The 15408-nt window shown below is 69.4% G+C and carries 14 protein-coding genes and 3 pseudogenes; 8 read left to right on the plus strand and 9 right to left on the minus strand.

Features of this window, described 5'->3' with window-relative positions; genetic code table 11:
- Positions 1-192: 192 nt before the first annotated feature.
- The gene (locus ACIF80_RS16675) at positions 193-1209 is read right to left on the minus strand and encodes a zinc-dependent alcohol dehydrogenase family protein (protein WP_399804981.1); all 1017 of its coding nucleotides are present in this window, start codon (positions 1207-1209) and stop codon (positions 193-195) included.
- 251 nt (positions 1210-1460) lie between these two features.
- Here ACIF80_RS16675 and ACIF80_RS16680 point away from each other — a divergent pair, with 251 nt between their 5' ends.
- Complete coding sequence (locus tag ACIF80_RS16680) at positions 1461-2348, plus strand: helix-turn-helix domain-containing protein (protein ID WP_399804984.1); 888 nt, start codon at positions 1461-1463, stop codon at positions 2346-2348.
- Between the two features lie 83 nt (positions 2349-2431).
- Here ACIF80_RS16680 and ACIF80_RS16685 read toward each other — a convergent pair.
- Positions 2432-2608 (minus strand): annotated as a pseudogene (locus tag ACIF80_RS16685) (transposase); the annotation flags it as partial.
- Between the two features lie 5 nt (positions 2609-2613).
- Here ACIF80_RS16685 and ACIF80_RS16690 point away from each other — a divergent pair.
- Entirely contained in the window at positions 2614-3012 is a 399-nt protein-coding gene (locus ACIF80_RS16690) for a transposase (RefSeq protein ID WP_399804987.1), read from the plus strand.
- 40 nt (positions 3013-3052) lie between these two features.
- Here the strand turns inward: ACIF80_RS16690 and ACIF80_RS16695 are convergent, their stop codons facing one another.
- Complete coding sequence (locus ACIF80_RS16695; RefSeq protein ID WP_399804990.1) at positions 3053-3436, minus strand: VOC family protein; 384 nt, start codon at positions 3434-3436, stop codon at positions 3053-3055.
- Between the two features lie 202 nt (positions 3437-3638).
- Between ACIF80_RS16695 and ACIF80_RS16700 the strand changes: the two genes are divergently transcribed.
- The gene (locus ACIF80_RS16700; RefSeq protein ID WP_399804993.1) at positions 3639-4184 is read left to right on the plus strand and encodes an AAA family ATPase; all 546 of its coding nucleotides are present in this window, start codon (positions 3639-3641) and stop codon (positions 4182-4184) included.
- Between the two features lie 1492 nt (positions 4185-5676).
- Complete coding sequence (locus ACIF80_RS16705) at positions 5677-6507, plus strand: alpha/beta fold hydrolase (protein WP_399804996.1); 831 nt, start codon at positions 5677-5679, stop codon at positions 6505-6507.
- Between the two features lie 268 nt (positions 6508-6775).
- Here ACIF80_RS16705 and ACIF80_RS16710 read toward each other — a convergent pair whose 3' ends face one another.
- Entirely contained in the window at positions 6776-7528 is a 753-nt protein-coding gene (locus tag ACIF80_RS16710; RefSeq protein WP_399804999.1) for a hypothetical protein, read from the minus strand.
- Positions 7529-7659: 131 nt separating this feature from the next.
- On the opposite strand from ACIF80_RS16710, the gene ACIF80_RS16715 reads away from it, so the two are divergent.
- Complete coding sequence (locus tag ACIF80_RS16715; RefSeq protein WP_399805002.1) at positions 7660-8640, plus strand: DUF2804 domain-containing protein; 981 nt, start codon at positions 7660-7662, stop codon at positions 8638-8640.
- Between the two features lie 139 nt (positions 8641-8779).
- Positions 8780-9088, plus strand: coding sequence for an integrase core domain-containing protein (locus ACIF80_RS16720; RefSeq protein WP_399805005.1), 309 nt, complete (start codon positions 8780-8782; stop codon positions 9086-9088).
- Positions 9089-9112: 24 nt separating this feature from the next.
- Here ACIF80_RS16720 and ACIF80_RS16725 read toward each other — a convergent pair.
- The 5 genes and pseudogenes from ACIF80_RS16725 to ACIF80_RS16745 all read right to left on the minus strand — a co-directional run bounded on the left by ACIF80_RS16725 (position 9113) and on the right by ACIF80_RS16745 (position 13379).
- A pseudogene (locus tag ACIF80_RS16725) lies at positions 9113-9594 on the minus strand (transposase).
- Positions 9595-9796: 202 nt separating this feature from the next.
- Positions 9797-10330 carry an HIT family protein gene (locus ACIF80_RS16730; RefSeq protein ID WP_399805008.1) on the minus strand — a complete coding sequence of 178 codons (534 nt, stop codon included), beginning with the start codon at positions 10328-10330 and terminating at the stop codon, positions 9797-9799.
- A gap of 211 nt (positions 10331-10541) precedes the next feature.
- Positions 10542-10793 (minus strand): annotated as a pseudogene (locus ACIF80_RS16735) (transposase); the annotation flags it as partial.
- 166 nt (positions 10794-10959) lie between these two features.
- Positions 10960-12990 carry a caspase family protein gene (locus ACIF80_RS16740; protein ID WP_399805011.1) on the minus strand — a complete coding sequence of 677 codons (2031 nt, stop codon included), beginning with the start codon at positions 12988-12990 and terminating at the stop codon, positions 10960-10962.
- Positions 12991-12992: 2 nt separating this feature from the next.
- Complete coding sequence (locus tag ACIF80_RS16745) at positions 12993-13379, minus strand: hypothetical protein (RefSeq protein ID WP_399805013.1); 387 nt, start codon at positions 13377-13379, stop codon at positions 12993-12995.
- A 219-nt stretch (positions 13380-13598) separates the two neighbouring features.
- On the opposite strand from ACIF80_RS16745, the gene ACIF80_RS16750 reads away from it, so the two are divergent.
- On the plus strand, positions 13599-14309 hold the full coding sequence (locus ACIF80_RS16750) for a DUF6424 family protein (RefSeq protein WP_399805016.1): 711 nt from the start codon (positions 13599-13601) through the stop codon (positions 14307-14309).
- A gap of 229 nt (positions 14310-14538) precedes the next feature.
- Entirely contained in the window at positions 14539-15408 is an 870-nt protein-coding gene (locus ACIF80_RS16755; RefSeq protein ID WP_399805018.1) for a peptidoglycan-binding protein, read from the plus strand.

Genomic DNA, 15408 nt, shown 5'->3' on the forward strand with positions numbered 1-15408 from the left:
GGGGACGGGGGCGCCGCAGGCTGTCAGGGCCGGCAGGAGCGCGGCGGCGGGGACAACACGGCGGGCGGCGCGGAGCATGGGAGGCGTCCCGGTTCGGTCGGGCAGGGGCTCGGCGCGAGGCCGGGACCCGTTGCGCCGGACGGACGATGCCGGGCCGTTGGGCCGGGCCGGGGACGTCGTCGGTGTACGGGGTCAGGGCTTGAGGAGCGTCTTGATGGCGCGGCGCTCGTCCATGGCCGTGTAGCCCTCGGCGACCTGGTCCAGGGGCAGGATGAGGTCGAAGACCTTGCCCGGGCCGATCCGGCCCGACAGGACGCGGTCGACGAGGTCGGGCAGGTAGCGGCGCACGGGGGCGGGGCCGCCGCGCAGGCCGACGTGGGAGAAGAACAGCTCCTGTCCGTCGACGGCGACCTCGTGGGGGACGCCGACGAAGCCGACGTTGCCGCCGGGCCGGGCCGAGTGCAGGGCCTGCTGCATGGCTTGGGCGGTGCCGACGCACTCCAGCACGCTGTCGGCTCCGATCCCGCCGGTGAGGTCCTTGATCCGGGCGATGCCCTCGTCGCCGCGCTCGGTGACGATGTCGGTCGCGCCGAACTCCCGGGCCAGCCTCTGGCGGGACTCGTGGCGGGACATGGCGATGATGCGCTCCGCACCCATCTCCTTGGCCGCGATCACCGCGCACAGGCCCACCGCCCCGTCCCCGACCACGACAGCGGTGGAGCCGGGCTTGACCTCGGCGGCGTCGGCGGCCCACCAGCCCGTGCCCATGACGTCGGAAACGGCCAGCAGACCGGGCCAGAACGGCTCCTCGGGCACTCCGTCGGTGGCGACGAGGGTGCCCTGGGCGTTGGGGATGCGGACGTAGTCGGCCTGGCAGGTGCTCATGAACTCGCGGTGCAGGCAGTTCGACTGGAAGCCGTTGCGGCAGTTCACGCAGGTGTTGTCCGAGGTGGCGAAGGAGCCGACCACGAACTGGCCCGGCTTGACCGAGGTGACCTCACTGCCGACCTCCTCCACGAAGCCGACGTATTCGTGCCCCATCGGATGAGGGTCGCCGATCGGCTCCGCGCCGCGGTAGGGCCACAGGTCCGAGCCGCAGACACAGGTGACGGCCGTACGGATGATCGCATCGGTCGGATGGACGATCTTCGGGTCGTCCAAGGTCTCGAAGCGGACGTCGCCGGGGGCGTGGATCACTGCTCCGCGCATGAGAGGGATTCCTTTACGTGCCGGGGTGCTCCTACCGGGGCCGGTAGGAGCCGTGTGCTGGGGCGGTCCCGATGCGAGCAGCGAAGCGCCGCCCGCAGAACGGGTCCGGGCCTCTCCCCTCAGTCCGGTGGGCCGGACGGGAAGTGCCTCCTCATCCAGGTAACCCGCTCTTCGGGCGCGCAGCGAGTCACTGTCAAAGGGTGTACTGGCAGTACATCCCTCCGGCAGCGCGCGGCACGTACGGTCGAAGGGTGGACAACCAGCAAGAGGTCCGTGAGTTCCTCACCTCGCGGCGAGCCAGGATCACCCCCGAGCAGGCCGGTCTGCCCGCCGGCACCCGGCGCCGCGTCCCCGGGCTGCGCCGCAGCGAGGTCGCAGCCCTGGCCGACGTCAGCGTCGAGTACTACGCCAAGCTCGAGCGCGGCCACCTCGCCGGTGTCTCACCGGCCGTCCTCGAAACCGTCGCCCGCGCCCTCCAGCTCGACGACGCCGAACGCGCTCACCTCCTCCACCTGGCCCAGGCCGCAGACGGCTCCGACGCCCTCACCCGGCCCCGCCGCCGCACCACCCGGCAGTGGAAAGCGCACCGCAGCCTGCAGTGGACCCTGGACGCCATCACCGCCGGCCCCGCCTTCGTCCGCAACGGCCGCATGGACCTGCTCGCCGTCAACCAGCTCGCCCGCGCCTTCCACGCCGACGTCTACGCCAACCCCCACAACCAGGCGAACCTCGCCCGCTTCAACTTCCTCGACCCGGCCTCCCGCCGCTTCTACCCCGACTGGGACCAGGCCGCCGACATCGCCGTCGCCATCCTGCGCACCGAAGCCGGCCGCAACCCGCACGACAAGGACCTCCACGACCTCGTCGGCGAGCTCTCCACCCGCAGCGATGCCTTCCGCACCCGCTGGGGCGCCCACAACGTCCGCCACCACGGCACCGGCATCAAGCGCTACCACCACCACGCCGCCGGCGACCTCACCCTCGCCTACGAGGGCCTGGAGATGGCCGCCGAACCCGGCCTCACCCTCACCATCTACGCCGCCGAACCCGGCTCGTCCTCCGAAGAGAGCCTGCGCCTGCTCGCGTCCTGGGCGGCCACTCAGGAAGCCGACGTCCCCACCCACCGGGCAACCGGCTGACCGCACCGCCACGGAAACTGTGCCGCCGCCCGAGCCGCCGGGGCCACACCCGCCCACCGCGGTGACCCGGCCACGGCAGCCGGCACCATTTCGTCCACGCCGGACGGACGGCGCTGCCGCTTCTTGACGATCTGCGGCTCGAAGCCGCCGACGGCGCCCCGGGGCACCCCGACCTCGACCGGGCCGATGCCGGTCGGCACGGTCTTCGCACGAGTGCCGTTGCGACTGTTGCCGTTGTTCTTCCCGGCCGGATCGTGCTTCCCGCGTGACCACGGCCGGGCAGCGTGGCGACTCCCCGCAGTTCGAGCCCGTCCTGAAGGCGATCTGTGTGCCCCGCACCGGGCCGGGAGGGCCCCGTGTCCGGCCCGGCCGCGTGCGTGCCGACAAGGCGTACGCCTCTCGGAAGAACCTGGCCTACCTGCGCAGACGCGGGATCCGCTGCACCATCCCGGACAAGGCCGATCACGTCCGCAACCGCAGGAAGCTCGGCTCCCGCGGCGGCCGTCCGCCGAAATCCGACAGGACCGACTACCGCAGGCGTCACGCGGTCGAATGCGGCGTCGACCGCCTCAAGAGGCACCGGGCCGTGGCCACACGGTACGAGAAACCCACGGTCCGCCACGAGGCGACCGTTCGCATCGCGGCCATCAACGAGTGGTTGTGAGCAGCTGCCATACGAAACCGGCCAGGACGGCGCGTGAGCTTCAGAAATTTATCGCGGCCCGGTCGGACTCGCTGCGAGGAACGCAGAATTCGTTGCCTTCGGGGTCGGCAAGGACTGCCCAGCCAGAGCCATCGGGATTCCGGTGATCGGTGACAAAGATGGCACCGATCCCCAGCAGCCGCTCCACCTCCTGCTCACGCGAGGTCTCAGGGCGCAGACACAGATGGATCCGGTTCTTGGTCTTCTTGGACTCGGGCACCTGGTTGAAGTACAGCACCGGGCCCTCCGCCAGCAGCACCTGAGTCTCCCGATCACCCGGTTTGTCCTCCGGATGCAGTAGATGGCCGGTCACCCTGCTCCAGAACCGTGCCGGCTCGTAGGCATCCGCACAGTCAACCGCCACGTTCTGCAATACCGAAACCATGCGCGCCGGCCTTCCCGGCTTCCACTCCAGACGCCACCGAGTTGCGCTCATCGTTCGCACACACACCTCAGGCACATGGCAGCACTTCCGATACACGCTCCAGGACTGCGCCCGTGTACGCGAGGGGAAAGGCCACCCGCCCTGGCGTCGATGCGGTCGGCGCCGGGTAACGCCCCGGGCGGTGTCACCGGCCGTGGGTAGCGTGACCGCCGTGAGGGTGGGAACCGAAGAAACCCGGCTGGTCGTGCTGCGCGGCAACAGCGCCTCGGGGAAGTCGTCCGTCGCGGCCGGCCTCCGCGAGCGGTTCGGCCGCGGACTGGCCCTGGTCGGCCAGGACAACCTCCGTCGCATCGTGCTGCGCGAGCGGGACCGGCCCGGCGCCGCGAACATCGGCCTGATCGACCTGACGGCCCGCTACGCCCTGGACGCCGGGTATCACGTCGTGGTCGAAGGCATCCTCTACGCCGACCGCTACGGCGACATGCTCACCCGGCTGCGCGCCGACCACCGTGGCCCGACCCATAGCTACTACCTGGACGTGCCGTTCACCGAAACCCTCGCCCGGCACGCCACCAAGCCGATCGCCGATGACGTCCATGAGACGCAACTGCGCGACTGGTACCGGGAACGCGATCTGCTGCCCGACGGGCTCGAGACCGTCATCGGTGCCGGCAGCACCTTGCAGAAGACCGTCGACCGCATCATGTACGACACCGGCCTGGCCCACCTGCCCGCACTGGACCGCTGACCGGGGCACCCCTGCGACCAACTCGTCGAGCCACCGCGATGAGAGGGCGTGTCCGGTTCCCCGACACCCGCCCGCTGTGAAGCAGCCGACCGTTTCGCGACCTGTGTATCGGCTCCTCGGCTTCCCGACTCGGCGGGCATACAGCCACCGTGGCGGTGCTGGCCCAGGTCTGGGACCTGACCGGCAGCCCGGTGGGCACCGGGACCTCCGGCTACGACGGTCTGCCCGGCGCTCACAAAGGCAGGCTTGTCATTTGCGGTCGTTGCCCAGCGTCTGCGGGGTGCCGGACAGGGCGCCCCCGTACAGGCCACACCGAACCCGAAGCTGCCGGTGGCCTCGCCGTATTCCTCGCCCGCGCCCGGTCCGACCAGAGTTGACCTCACCCTCCGCCAACTTCCCAGACCCCCGGGCTCACCTGTGAGAACCGGGGGCCGAAAATACCCGGAATGCCTGTGAGGCAGGAGGCTGTTTCCCCAGGTAGAGGGCGTTCCTGGAAGGTGACCTGTGAACCTGTGACGCAGCGGGAGGCTGCGTGGCATCTGTCCTGTGACAGCGAACCCGGCCCGTTTGCCACCGTGGCTTGCCGACAGGCCGAGCTGTCGTGCAGCGCATCGCCGTACTCGAATTCAGTGGCAGCGCCGCCGCGCCTGGAGGAGCCTGCCTCCCCGACCTGTCCGCAGGCCGACAGGTCAGGGAGCCGACGGTGCTGCGAAGGCCGCGCCCCCGCCGCCCGCGAGACGATGCGTGTGGACGAAGACACGGCCGGGCTCGGAGCCCGGCTCGCCAAAGCCCGCACCAAGCACCGCGCTGGTCAACTCCCCGACGAGAATATGTGCCTGGTCGCGGCGCTGTTCGACGGGGACCGGACGCCCGAGGACACCGTCCCGGCCGATCCGTGTGCCGACTGCCCTGACGGGTGATGCGCCGGATCTGCTGCGCGCCCGCTGGGGGAGAGGGCCTGGCAGGCCGGACTCCGAAGTGATGTGCGGCGGCTGCGGGGGTCGCTGACCACAGCGCGGTGAGGACCGCAGTGTGGACTGGGTCCCCGGCCGGCCGCAGCCGGCCAGGGCATCGGTGCGGTCTGTTCCTTTGAGTTGCCCGTACTCGGTGCGGGTGGTCCCGGGCGCGGAGATGAGGATGTCACCGATCCGGTTCGGTGCGGCGGTGCGGGCCTCACCCGTGCCTGCGGTGGCTTCGTCCCGCGCGACGACGCCCGCCTCCACGCCCGGCTGCGGCAGCACCCTCGCACCCGCGCCGCCTTCACCGCGCCACCCGCGCCGCCGACCCGTACCCTGGACGCAGCCGCCCTGGACCAGTTGTGCGGGTGGGAGGTTCTCGGTGCCCTCCAGAAGCGTGATGACCCGCTAGAGGGTAATGTCCGACAAGACCGCAGTCGTGACCGACTAGGTCGGCATCTTGTGTCCTGACTTCCCTGCGCGGCTGCCGGATCCCCGCGAGCCCTCGATGAGCACGCAAGTCGGAAGGATCTGCCATGGGCACGGTCGCCACCAATGACGGCACAAGCATTTTCTACAAGGACTGGGGCTCCCGCGAGGCCCAGCCGATCGTGTTCCACCACGGTTGGCCACTCAGCGGTGACGACTGGGACAACCAGATGATGTTCTTCCTCGCCGAGGGCTATCGTGTCATCGCCCACGACCGGCGAGGGCACGGCCGCTCCTCCCAGAGCGCGACCGGCCACGAGATGGACACCTACGCCGCCGACGTGGCGGCACTGACCGACGCCCTCGACCTGCGGGGAGCCATCCACATCGGCCACTCGACCGGTGGCGGTGAAGTCGCACGCTACGTCGCACGCGCCGAGCCCGGCCGGGTCGCCAAGGCGGTCCTCGTCAGCGCTGTCCCGCCCATCATGGTGCAGACGCCGACAAACCCGGGCGGCCTCCCGATCAGCGTCTTCGACGAGTTCCGCGCCGCCCTCGCCGCCAACCGGGCACAGTTCTACATCGACGTGCCGACCGGCCCGTTCTACGGATTCAACCGGCCAGGTGCGGAAGTGTCCCAGGGCGTGATCGACAACTGGTGGCGGCAGGGTATGGAGGGCGCGGCGAATGCCCACTACGAGTGCATCGCGGCGTTCTCGGAAACAGACTTCACCGAGGACCTGAAGAAGATCGAGGTCCCGGTGCTCGTCGCCCACGGCACCGACGACCAGATCGTGCCCTACGAGGACTCTGCTCCGCTGTCCTCCAAGCTCCTGCAGAACGGCCGGCTGAAGACTTACGAAGGGCTGCCGCACGGCATGCTGACGACACATCCCGACGTCGTCAACCCCGATCTTCTGGCGTTCGTGAAGGAGTAGCCGCACCGCTGTCACGCCCTTGAGGAGAGCAGCCGGCACCTCACCGGCAACGTCGTTCGGACTGTTCCCCGGCATGGCCAGACCAAGGTGCCGCCGCCGTTTTCCGGCCGAGGGCCGGCGCGAAGGCCTGTGCGACGCGCAACAGTCCGAGGACATTGACGTCGAGGACCGGCCAGTGCGTGCCGCGCGATTGTCTGTGGGGGTGTGACGGCGCCGCCCGGCACCGACGGGGTGAAGCACCGTGCCGACGGGGCCTCCACCTACAAGCTCACGGCGTGCCTGCCTCCGCACCCGGGGGCAGCGGCGGCATCCGCTGCTCCTCCACTCCCGGCGCGATCCGGTCGCGGTTGCAGTCGGCGACGGCGGTGGACGCTGCCTTGGGTTCCCATGGCATGTCGGGGCAGGTCGCCCCAGGTGGTCCTTGAGGACTTTGACGATGCCGCAGCTGGCCAGATCCAGGTCCTCGCGGGGGGTCGCCGCCGGTGCGGTGCGGGTGGTCGTACAGCGCGAAGGCGGACACGAAGGTGCTGTCGATGCCTCCGGCGTCGAATGCCTCCAGCAGCTCGCGCGGATACGCTGCCCGGCCGGCTTCGTCGCGAGCGTACTCTCCGTTCAGTCGAATAGGCTCACGGGTGTCCTTGTCGTACTTGACGATCTCCAAACCGCGAGCGTCCCTGTCACCCGCGCCATGGTGGCTGGCCGCGCCGAACTCGGTGATCGCGACCGGCTTTTCCTGCGTGACGAGGTTACGGACGCCTTCGGCGAATTGGCCGGCGATCTCGGCCGACCGGTAAAGATCCATGGAGATGATGTCGAAGGAAGCCCAGTCGACGCGCTCAAACAGTACGGCGGCGTAGGTCGTCTTGCCGCCGAAGCGCTCGCGCACGAGTGCCGTGGCCTTGTCGAGGACGTCGTTGACGCGCGCGCTGACCCCGCCGATGTGCTCGCGCACGCGGTGCGGTCGGCTCAGCAACGCGATGCGTTCGTCGACGCTGTCGCCGGGCAGGAATCCTTTGCTCATCAGGCTCAGCTCGGCGCCGGTGACAAATATGACTTCGGCTCCCGCCGCCTGAGCCGCTCCGCACGCTCGGTGCAGTCGACAGGGTTGTCCCCCAGCCCGGGCGGCCTGTTCGATGGCGCTATCCTGCGCGGATGACACACGCATCGGAGCTGACCTCGCTCGTGGAACTGTGTCTGCCCGACGGGCGGTTGAACCCGGCTGCGGTCGGCTGGACCCGGCGCCCCCTGCACACCGCCAACCTGCGCGGGTGGGGGCGGGCGAAGCGCTGGGAGTACTGGGGCATCGTCACGCCGGACCACATCATCGGCCTGGTCGCCTCGTCGCTGGACTACGCGGGCGTGCACGGGCTCTATGTGCTGGACCGCGCGACCGGCCGGGAAACCAGTGCAGACGTGGTGGTGCCGTTGGCCCGTGGGGCGCTGTTCCCCCCGCGCAGCGGTGAAGGCGAGGTCTCGGTGCGCGGGGGCGGGCTGGCGATCAGGATTTCGCAGCGTCCGGACGGCTCCACAATCCACGCGGCGGCTCGCGGCGTACGACTGGATGTGGAGGTGCCGTTGCCGCAGGGGCACGAGTCGCTCGGTGTGGTCGTGCCGTGGAGCGGCACGCGGTTTCAGTACACGCTCAAGGATATCGGCCGGCCGGTCCACGGCACGCTGGTGCTGCAGGGGCGGACATACGAGGTGGGCGGTCCGGACGCGTTCGCGGTGCTGGATCACGGCCGCGGCAAGTGGCCGTACGCGATCACGTGGAACTGGGCGGCGGGAGCGGCCCCGGGGCGGGCGATCCAGCTGGGCGGGAAGTGGACCGACGGAACCGGTGTCACCGAGAACGCCCTGTTCGTCGACAGTCGCCTGCACAAGATCGGTGAGGAGCTCCGGTGGAGCTACGACCGGTCGGACTGGCTGCGCCCCTGGCGTATCAGCGGAGAGCGGGTGGACGCGCAGTTTCATCCGTTCCACGAGAAAGTCGCCCGGACGAACCTGGGCATCGTCGGAAACGAGACGCACCAGTGCTTCGGACACTTCACCGGCTGGGCCCTGACCGACGACGGGACCAGGACGAGTCTCGACGGGCTGGTCGGCTGGGCCGAGGAAGCACGCAATCGCTGGTAGGGGCCGGGGCCTTCCGCGCACTCCCTGTCCCACTCGGAAATATGATTCTTGCTCTGGCCTGGTGCTTCTCCGTGCGGGGTCACGGCCTCCGCGACGCCCGGGACGATCCCCCGATGCCGCTGTCGATCAGGCCGGCGACGTGCAGATCCTGCTCAGCCCGCCGCAGGCACCCAGAGCGAACGCGATCGGCGAGAGCCGTGAGCACTCTCGGCACGAGCGCCTCGCCCGGATCCTGATCCACAACGAGGCCCACGCCCCAGCGGTCCTGGCCGAGTACGTCCGGTACTACCACCAGCACCGCCCCCACCGGTCTCGGCGGCAACTGCCCCCGGACAGCACCAAACCGCCCGCTCCAGCCACCGTCATGACCTCCAGGCCCACCGAATCCGGCGACAACCCCCCTCGGCGGCCTGATCAACCAGTACCAGAGAACCGCCTGACCGAATGACCTCGCCATACGCCTACTTCCCTCTCACCCTGCGTGGAGGTGCCCGGTGTCGAGGAACCGGCCGATCATGCGGGCGGCCGGCTCCGGCTCGGTCACGAAGACGGTGTCGTCGCCCAGCCCTGCTGTCTGGCAGCGGTCCGGGTCGCACGTCCACGAGCGCGGGATGTACAGCTGACGGCCCACCGCCGGTTGCCCGCACAGTCCCGCGCAGACCAGGTAGAGGGCGACCTGCGCGTTTTCGATCCTGTCGGCGGTGCCGGTGTACTGGCGCTGGACACCGACGGTGTGCGTGCCCTTTTCGCGTCCCCGGTCTCGTCGACCACCGGCACCGCGTCCGTGTCGTGCAGATGTTCCAGCACGTACTCACGTACGTCATCACGCATGCAGTCGGCATCCCACCTGGCCTGGCCGAGCAGGTGTTGTATACCGTCCGGACTCGCCTCCCTGGCCCACTCGGCGATCGACCAGCAGTTCTTGCGCGGCAGGTCCGACAGCAGCCCGAACACCAACCGCCGTACGCGGCGGCGGGGTTCGACCTAGGCGAAACGTCCTGCGATCTGCCCCGTCAATTCCTCGAACGCCTCCTGCCAGCGGGCAGGGTCCATGCTGCGACCTGCGGCCGTCGCTTGATCGTTTGTCTTCACACACCGATGACCAGCGGCGTCCGCACCTCTTGCCCAACGGCAGGGCCGTCCCCGACCAGCATGGTCACGCGCTGCGAGGCTCCTCCGGCATGTGAAGGACCTCCTGGGCGGCAACGGCCGCGCGGAGGCGTGCGGCCATGTCGGCCGCCTCCTTCGGTGGCACGGACAGGACCCCGTTCTCGGTCATCAAGGCGTGGAACTGCTGCTGCTCGTGGGGGACGTCAGCCGGCAGGGCGGCGATGTGCCAGTGAAGGTGTGCGTCCCCCTGCTGACTGCCGAGGGAGTACAGGTACGTCCGCTCGGATCCGCAGACACTCTCGACGGCCAAGGCGACCACGCGGACGACCTGCATGAGCCGGAGGTGGGCCACTTCGGCCAGGTCGCGGACGACGTGCTCGATGTGGGCCTTCGGCGCGACAAGCACCTTCCCCTGCACGGTGGGCCACCGGTCGAGGAACGCCACGTGGTCCCGGTCCTCAAAGACCGTCTCGTGCGAGTAGTCCGGATGCCCGGTCAGGAACGCACAGACGAAGCACGGCCCGTTTCGCGTGCGGGCCGCGTATGCCGCGAGGTCCATGGGCTGCCGGCCAGTCGACACCTGCACTCCTCTCATCTGAGTGCCTCAGTCTGCTGCAACCACCCGACCCCACCACGCAGCCGACGGCACCGGCCGGCAACCTCACTTCCCAGGACGGCAGTAACACCGTGTCCTATGTGGTGAGCCGGACAAGTCGCTTGTAGCGGCACAGGGCGGCGGCCAAGCCGAGAAAGGCCAGGTAGTTGCGGGGCTCGCGCTCGTAACGAGGGCTGAGCCGGCGACAGTGGGCGGTCGACTTCGAGATCCCGGAACGCGGGGGCAGGGCCCGCCGGGCGCAGCCGGACACCGGCACGTAGATGATCGCCGCGAACAGCGTCTCATCAGGCGTGTCCTGCGTCCCGCCGCCCTGCGGCCGCACCTTCGACGGCGGGATCAGCGGCTTCGCGATCTCCCACAGCCCGTCCGGAACAATCCCACTCCACTCACCCCGCCCCGTGCACGGCCCAACGAACCACCGCCACATAGGACACGGTGTAAGCCGGACGCCTGGTATGACAGCCACGGTGATCAGAGGCGTGGGAAATGATCTGGATCTGCGCGGGAACACGATCTCCGGCGGTCCGGGCTCAGACCCGACTGGCGTTTTTCGTCGGTTCCCGGACGGCGAGACGACTGAACGGGCCCCGGGTCTACCACGCTTGCACGACGAGGTAGGCGATGAGCATCAGTGCGGCCAGGATCAAGGTGGGGACTGCCAGCCACTTCGCCGTTGCCGTCAGGAGCCTGGTGGTGACGGTGGCGGACGGCGTGCAGCGCTCGGGCCGTACCTTCGCCTCGTGACGGGCAAGAGCGGTGAGGACGAGGCCGGTCACCGCGGACAGCAGACAGATGACGAGCGGCGTGAGCAAGTCGGTCTGTTCGACAAGACCCTTGACGGTGGTTCCGGTGTTCTCCGCGCTCCTCGCGATCTCTGACACCCTGACACCGGCCTCGATCACCTTGTCGCCGGCGAGCGCGGCGAGGGCGAGTCCGGCTGCGGCCAGGGTGGGGGCGCGGAGGGACCTGGGCGACGTGGGGGTGCGGCGGGCGTGCGCGTCCGGGGAGGCCGGTGCGCCGTTCTCCGGCGGCGAGGACGGTGCGGTGTTGGGGCGGGTCGGCTGTTCGTCGGCGCCGTACCGTCGGGGGCGCGGCGAGAACGGAGGCGGCGGGACACGGGGCCGGGCCGTGGCGCCGGTTGTCTCCCGGGACGCCGGGCGCCTGGCCTCGGGCGAGGGTGGCGTGCGGTGCGTGGAGGGCGGGGCAGGGGAGCCGGCCCGCTGGGATGCCGGTGCGGTCACGCTCGGCGGAGGCTCCGGCTTGGCGGGCCGAGATTTCGGTCCGGCTGCCGGCGACGTCGCGTGAGCGGACGGCGAGGCAGGCGACGGCGATGCGGTCCGGCCCTGCGGCGACGACGCGGCCTCTTCCGCGGGCACCACTTTTCCCTCCACGTGCACTACCGCCTCCCCCACGGCCCCCTTCAGCACGATGTCCCCGCGCACGGACCCCGTCGACACCGTGTCGACCCAGACATCCAGGCCGTCCCCCGACTCCTGGGCCCGTAGCCTCGGCCCCTTGACGTGCGGTGTGCAACTGCGGGCCAAGGGCGGACCGAGCAGGTGTACGGTCCGGTGGGGCGGGCTCGTGTGCTGCCGTACCGGACCGAAGTCGAGGCGGGTCGGGTGCGGGTTGATGCCCATCTCGCTCAGGGCTCGGGACGCCTCCTCCGCAACCGCGTGGATGTCCCGGTGCGCCATCTCCTCCAGTGCCTCGCGCGCCCCCACGGCAACGGAAAGATCTCTGTTCTCCATCCGGGCGCGCAGTTCGGTGAGGGCCCCGCGCCGGGTGTAGATGTCCGGGCTGCGCATGGCCGCCCGGACATCGTCCGGCACCGGCGACGGAACGATGCGGCGGCGATGGCTGCGCGCCAGGTACAGGTCCCCCTGCATGTCGACGGTGCGCCCCGGGGTCTGGTGGGGGTTCTGCCGGCGTACGTGGTCGAAGACATACTCGTACAGCTCGTCGAGGGAGACCCGGCCGTCCTCGTCGAGATCCGCCTCGCCGGTCGCCAGGCCCTGCACCACCGCGCGGGTGAACACCGACGGCTGTGGCACGGAACCTTCGGCGAGGTCGGTGCCCTCGAAGGCGTACTCCATGGAGTTGGAGGCCGTGATCACTGCCCAGCCGCGTCCGCCGCCGAGCTTGTCCCCCGCGAAGGAGTCGAGCACGTGCGCGTCCCCTCCGGCGCGGACGGAAGCCGGGCCCTGGGAGAAGGCTCCGCCGTAACAGCAGTCCAGCAGCAGCGCGATGCTGCGGGCCCGGGTCGAGGCCATGCAGCGGCGTACGAAGTTGGCCGCGACGGCGGTCGACGCCAGGCGCCGGGGGAGGGTGTTGGGCGCGGCGAAGAACAGCTCGCCGGTCTCGCTCTTCAGCCCGTGGCAGGAGAAGTGCAGCACGAGGGTGTCGCCGGGCCTCCGGTCGGAGAAGAAGTCGTCGACCCGCATGCTGATGACGTGCGCCGGTTCGTTGCGCATCACCCGTACGTCGAAGCCGCCGATCTGCGGGTCGCCCAAGACCTCGGCGAGAGCGACAGCGTCCTGAGCGGGTGCCCGCAGTTTCTTCAGACCGGGGTCCTCGTAGCTGTCGTTGGCGATGATCAGCGCATGCCGGGATTCCTCGCCCATGGTCAGGTCACCGCCGTGGCGTGGCGCCGGACGAACAGGTCGAAGGCCTCCGCGACCTGTTCGTCGGTCGCTTCGGACAGCTCCAGGACGTCGCCGTCCAGGGTGAGGCGCAGCGACGGGCGCGTGTCATGGCGCCGGCCCCACCAGTCGCGGATCACGGCGACCACCTGGCCCAGCCCGGTGGCCGCACTGCCCAGGTCCACCAGCAGGGAACCGATCATCGCGACATCGACGGCCCGCGCCCCGGGCGGGACCTCCCCGGCCGGGACCGAGCGTACGTCCTCCACATCGAGCTGGAGCAGTTCCTCGCGCAGATTGCGGGTTCTCCGCGCAACGTGTTCGGGGTCCGATCCTTCCTCGGAAAGGAGGATCTGCAATTCGTTCTCCACCGGGTCAACCCCTTTTGTCCGATTCCTGTCGGGGTGGCGCAGAGTCGGACCTTCGGTGGCTCCACGTCTCATTCTTCTTTCATTTTCTGCCGCTGATCCGGCGGTGGCAAATCCGTTTTCCTTCCTCTCCCCGCGTCTCTCTCCACACATTTCACGGTTCAACCAGTCCTGTGCGGCGAGTGATGCGGACGTGCCTGGTCGGACGCCGTCCGACCGGTCATGCGCGGCGTGCTGGAGCACAACGGCAGGGAAAGTGCGGTTCGGGGAGACAGCCATGTCCGTCGCCGTTTCCATGACATCGTCCCGCGCTCCGGCCGAACCGCCGCTCGGCGGTATCCGTTCGGGAAACCGTCCCTGGAGGATCCGTCTGTTCCCGCACGGCTGGCGCCGCGAGTCCCTGTATTTCGCGGCCCGAAGAAATCCGTGAAGAAAACTCTGGCCGCGATGAGCGAGGACGAGCTGCCCTACGGGCCCCAGCCCACCACGTATGAGCGCGGGGAGATGCCCCACGGCGGGCAGTCTCCGGGTCAGGACGGCGGACGGCTGTACCAAGCGCGGGTGGGCGCCAAGCGGAGCATGCGGTTCTGGGCGGATCCGCGGCGAATCGTCCGGCTGCGGCAGGAGGCGGCCGAGCTGGTCGCGGGGTCCGCCTTGAACTCCGGCGGGCAATGCTTCATGACCACGAGATGTCCGTTCTCAGATCCTCAAGATCCAGTGTCTCGTGTGTCCACGATCAGGGGGGGGCAAGGCCCAGCGGAGGCATACCCCCGAATGTGCGCCTGCTCGATACGGACCAAGGCAATACCAGGTCCTCTTCACGCAACGTTACGACGCCGTGTAGGGGGCGGCAAGCGTGGCGACGTGCAGAAACCGGTCCTCCGACGGAAGGCTCCGCGCACCACATCCGCGCCTTCGCGACGCGCCCGGTGATCAGTTGCCTCCGGCGCCCGCCACAGCCCAACAGCCTTGATGGCAAAGGCCGTGGCCGGGTAACCGCTTCCTGTAACTTTTACGGTTTGCTGCAGACCTCCACCGGACGCATCGTAGGAAGCGGGGGAGGGCTTGCTGCACGGCCCTTTGTTCGTCCGGCGCCCGCTTCCCCATTTCACCCCGCTGCACCCCACGATCATGTGCGGTGCGAAGAGGGAAGGATTTCACCATGCCCCATCCATGGATGCCCCAAGCCCTCAAGGCGGACGTCGGGGACCATGCGCCGTGTGACCCCGAGTTCCCGGCAAGGGCGATCGCGCACATCACAGCGGACCGGGAGGCCACCGCCGAAGCTCCCCTGGAGCTGATCCCGTTCGCCAATCTCAAAGACTTCTTCACCGGCAGCGGCAAGGGCCGGGCTCCGCACATCCTCTGGGATCCCTTCACCGGAGCGTTCGCCCAGTTCTTCCCCGCCACGTCCCGCAGCAAAGCCGTGTTCGACGCGGCCGGTGGTACTCGTACCAACCGGGCCGGCAAAGTCGTCATCCAGATCGAGTCCTTGTTCTTCCCGCACTGCCGCGTGAACGGCAAAGTGTTCACAAGGCTGGTCGACACTCCTTGCAAGGGCTGGGGCGATCTCCACGCATGGATCAGTTCGTGGGACGTACCGGACGTCTGGCCCATGGGCCGCCCCACCTCCCTGTCCCGCAATACGTGTCCGGCCGACAAGTGGAGGGCGCAGGGCGGGTGGTACGCCCATGCCCATGTCCCGGAGAACGACCACGTCGACCCCGGTTCCTGGCCGGCGTTCGTGTCCCAGCCGACTGGACCGTCTCCTGCTGAGCCCCAGTTCGAGCCGTTCCCCGGTGCGTCGTTCTTCCAAGCGGGACGTAAATCGCCCATCATCGAGGGAATGCACGGTCGGCTCGTCGCCGAAGACTGCGACCGCTACACGTCCAGCGCCGGTCTCGACGTGTGGGGAGCGGGCGATGTGAGGTCGTACACCGCCTGGCAGCAGAAGCTGGGTTTCGAGGGAAGCGCTGCCGACGGTGTCCCCGGCCGGTTCAGCTGGGACAGGCTCGAGGTCCCCAACGCCTGA

Source organism: Streptomyces sp. NPDC085927 (genome assembly GCF_044540975.1).
Classification (GTDB): domain Bacteria; phylum Actinomycetota; class Actinomycetes; order Streptomycetales; family Streptomycetaceae; genus Streptomyces; species Streptomyces hirsutus.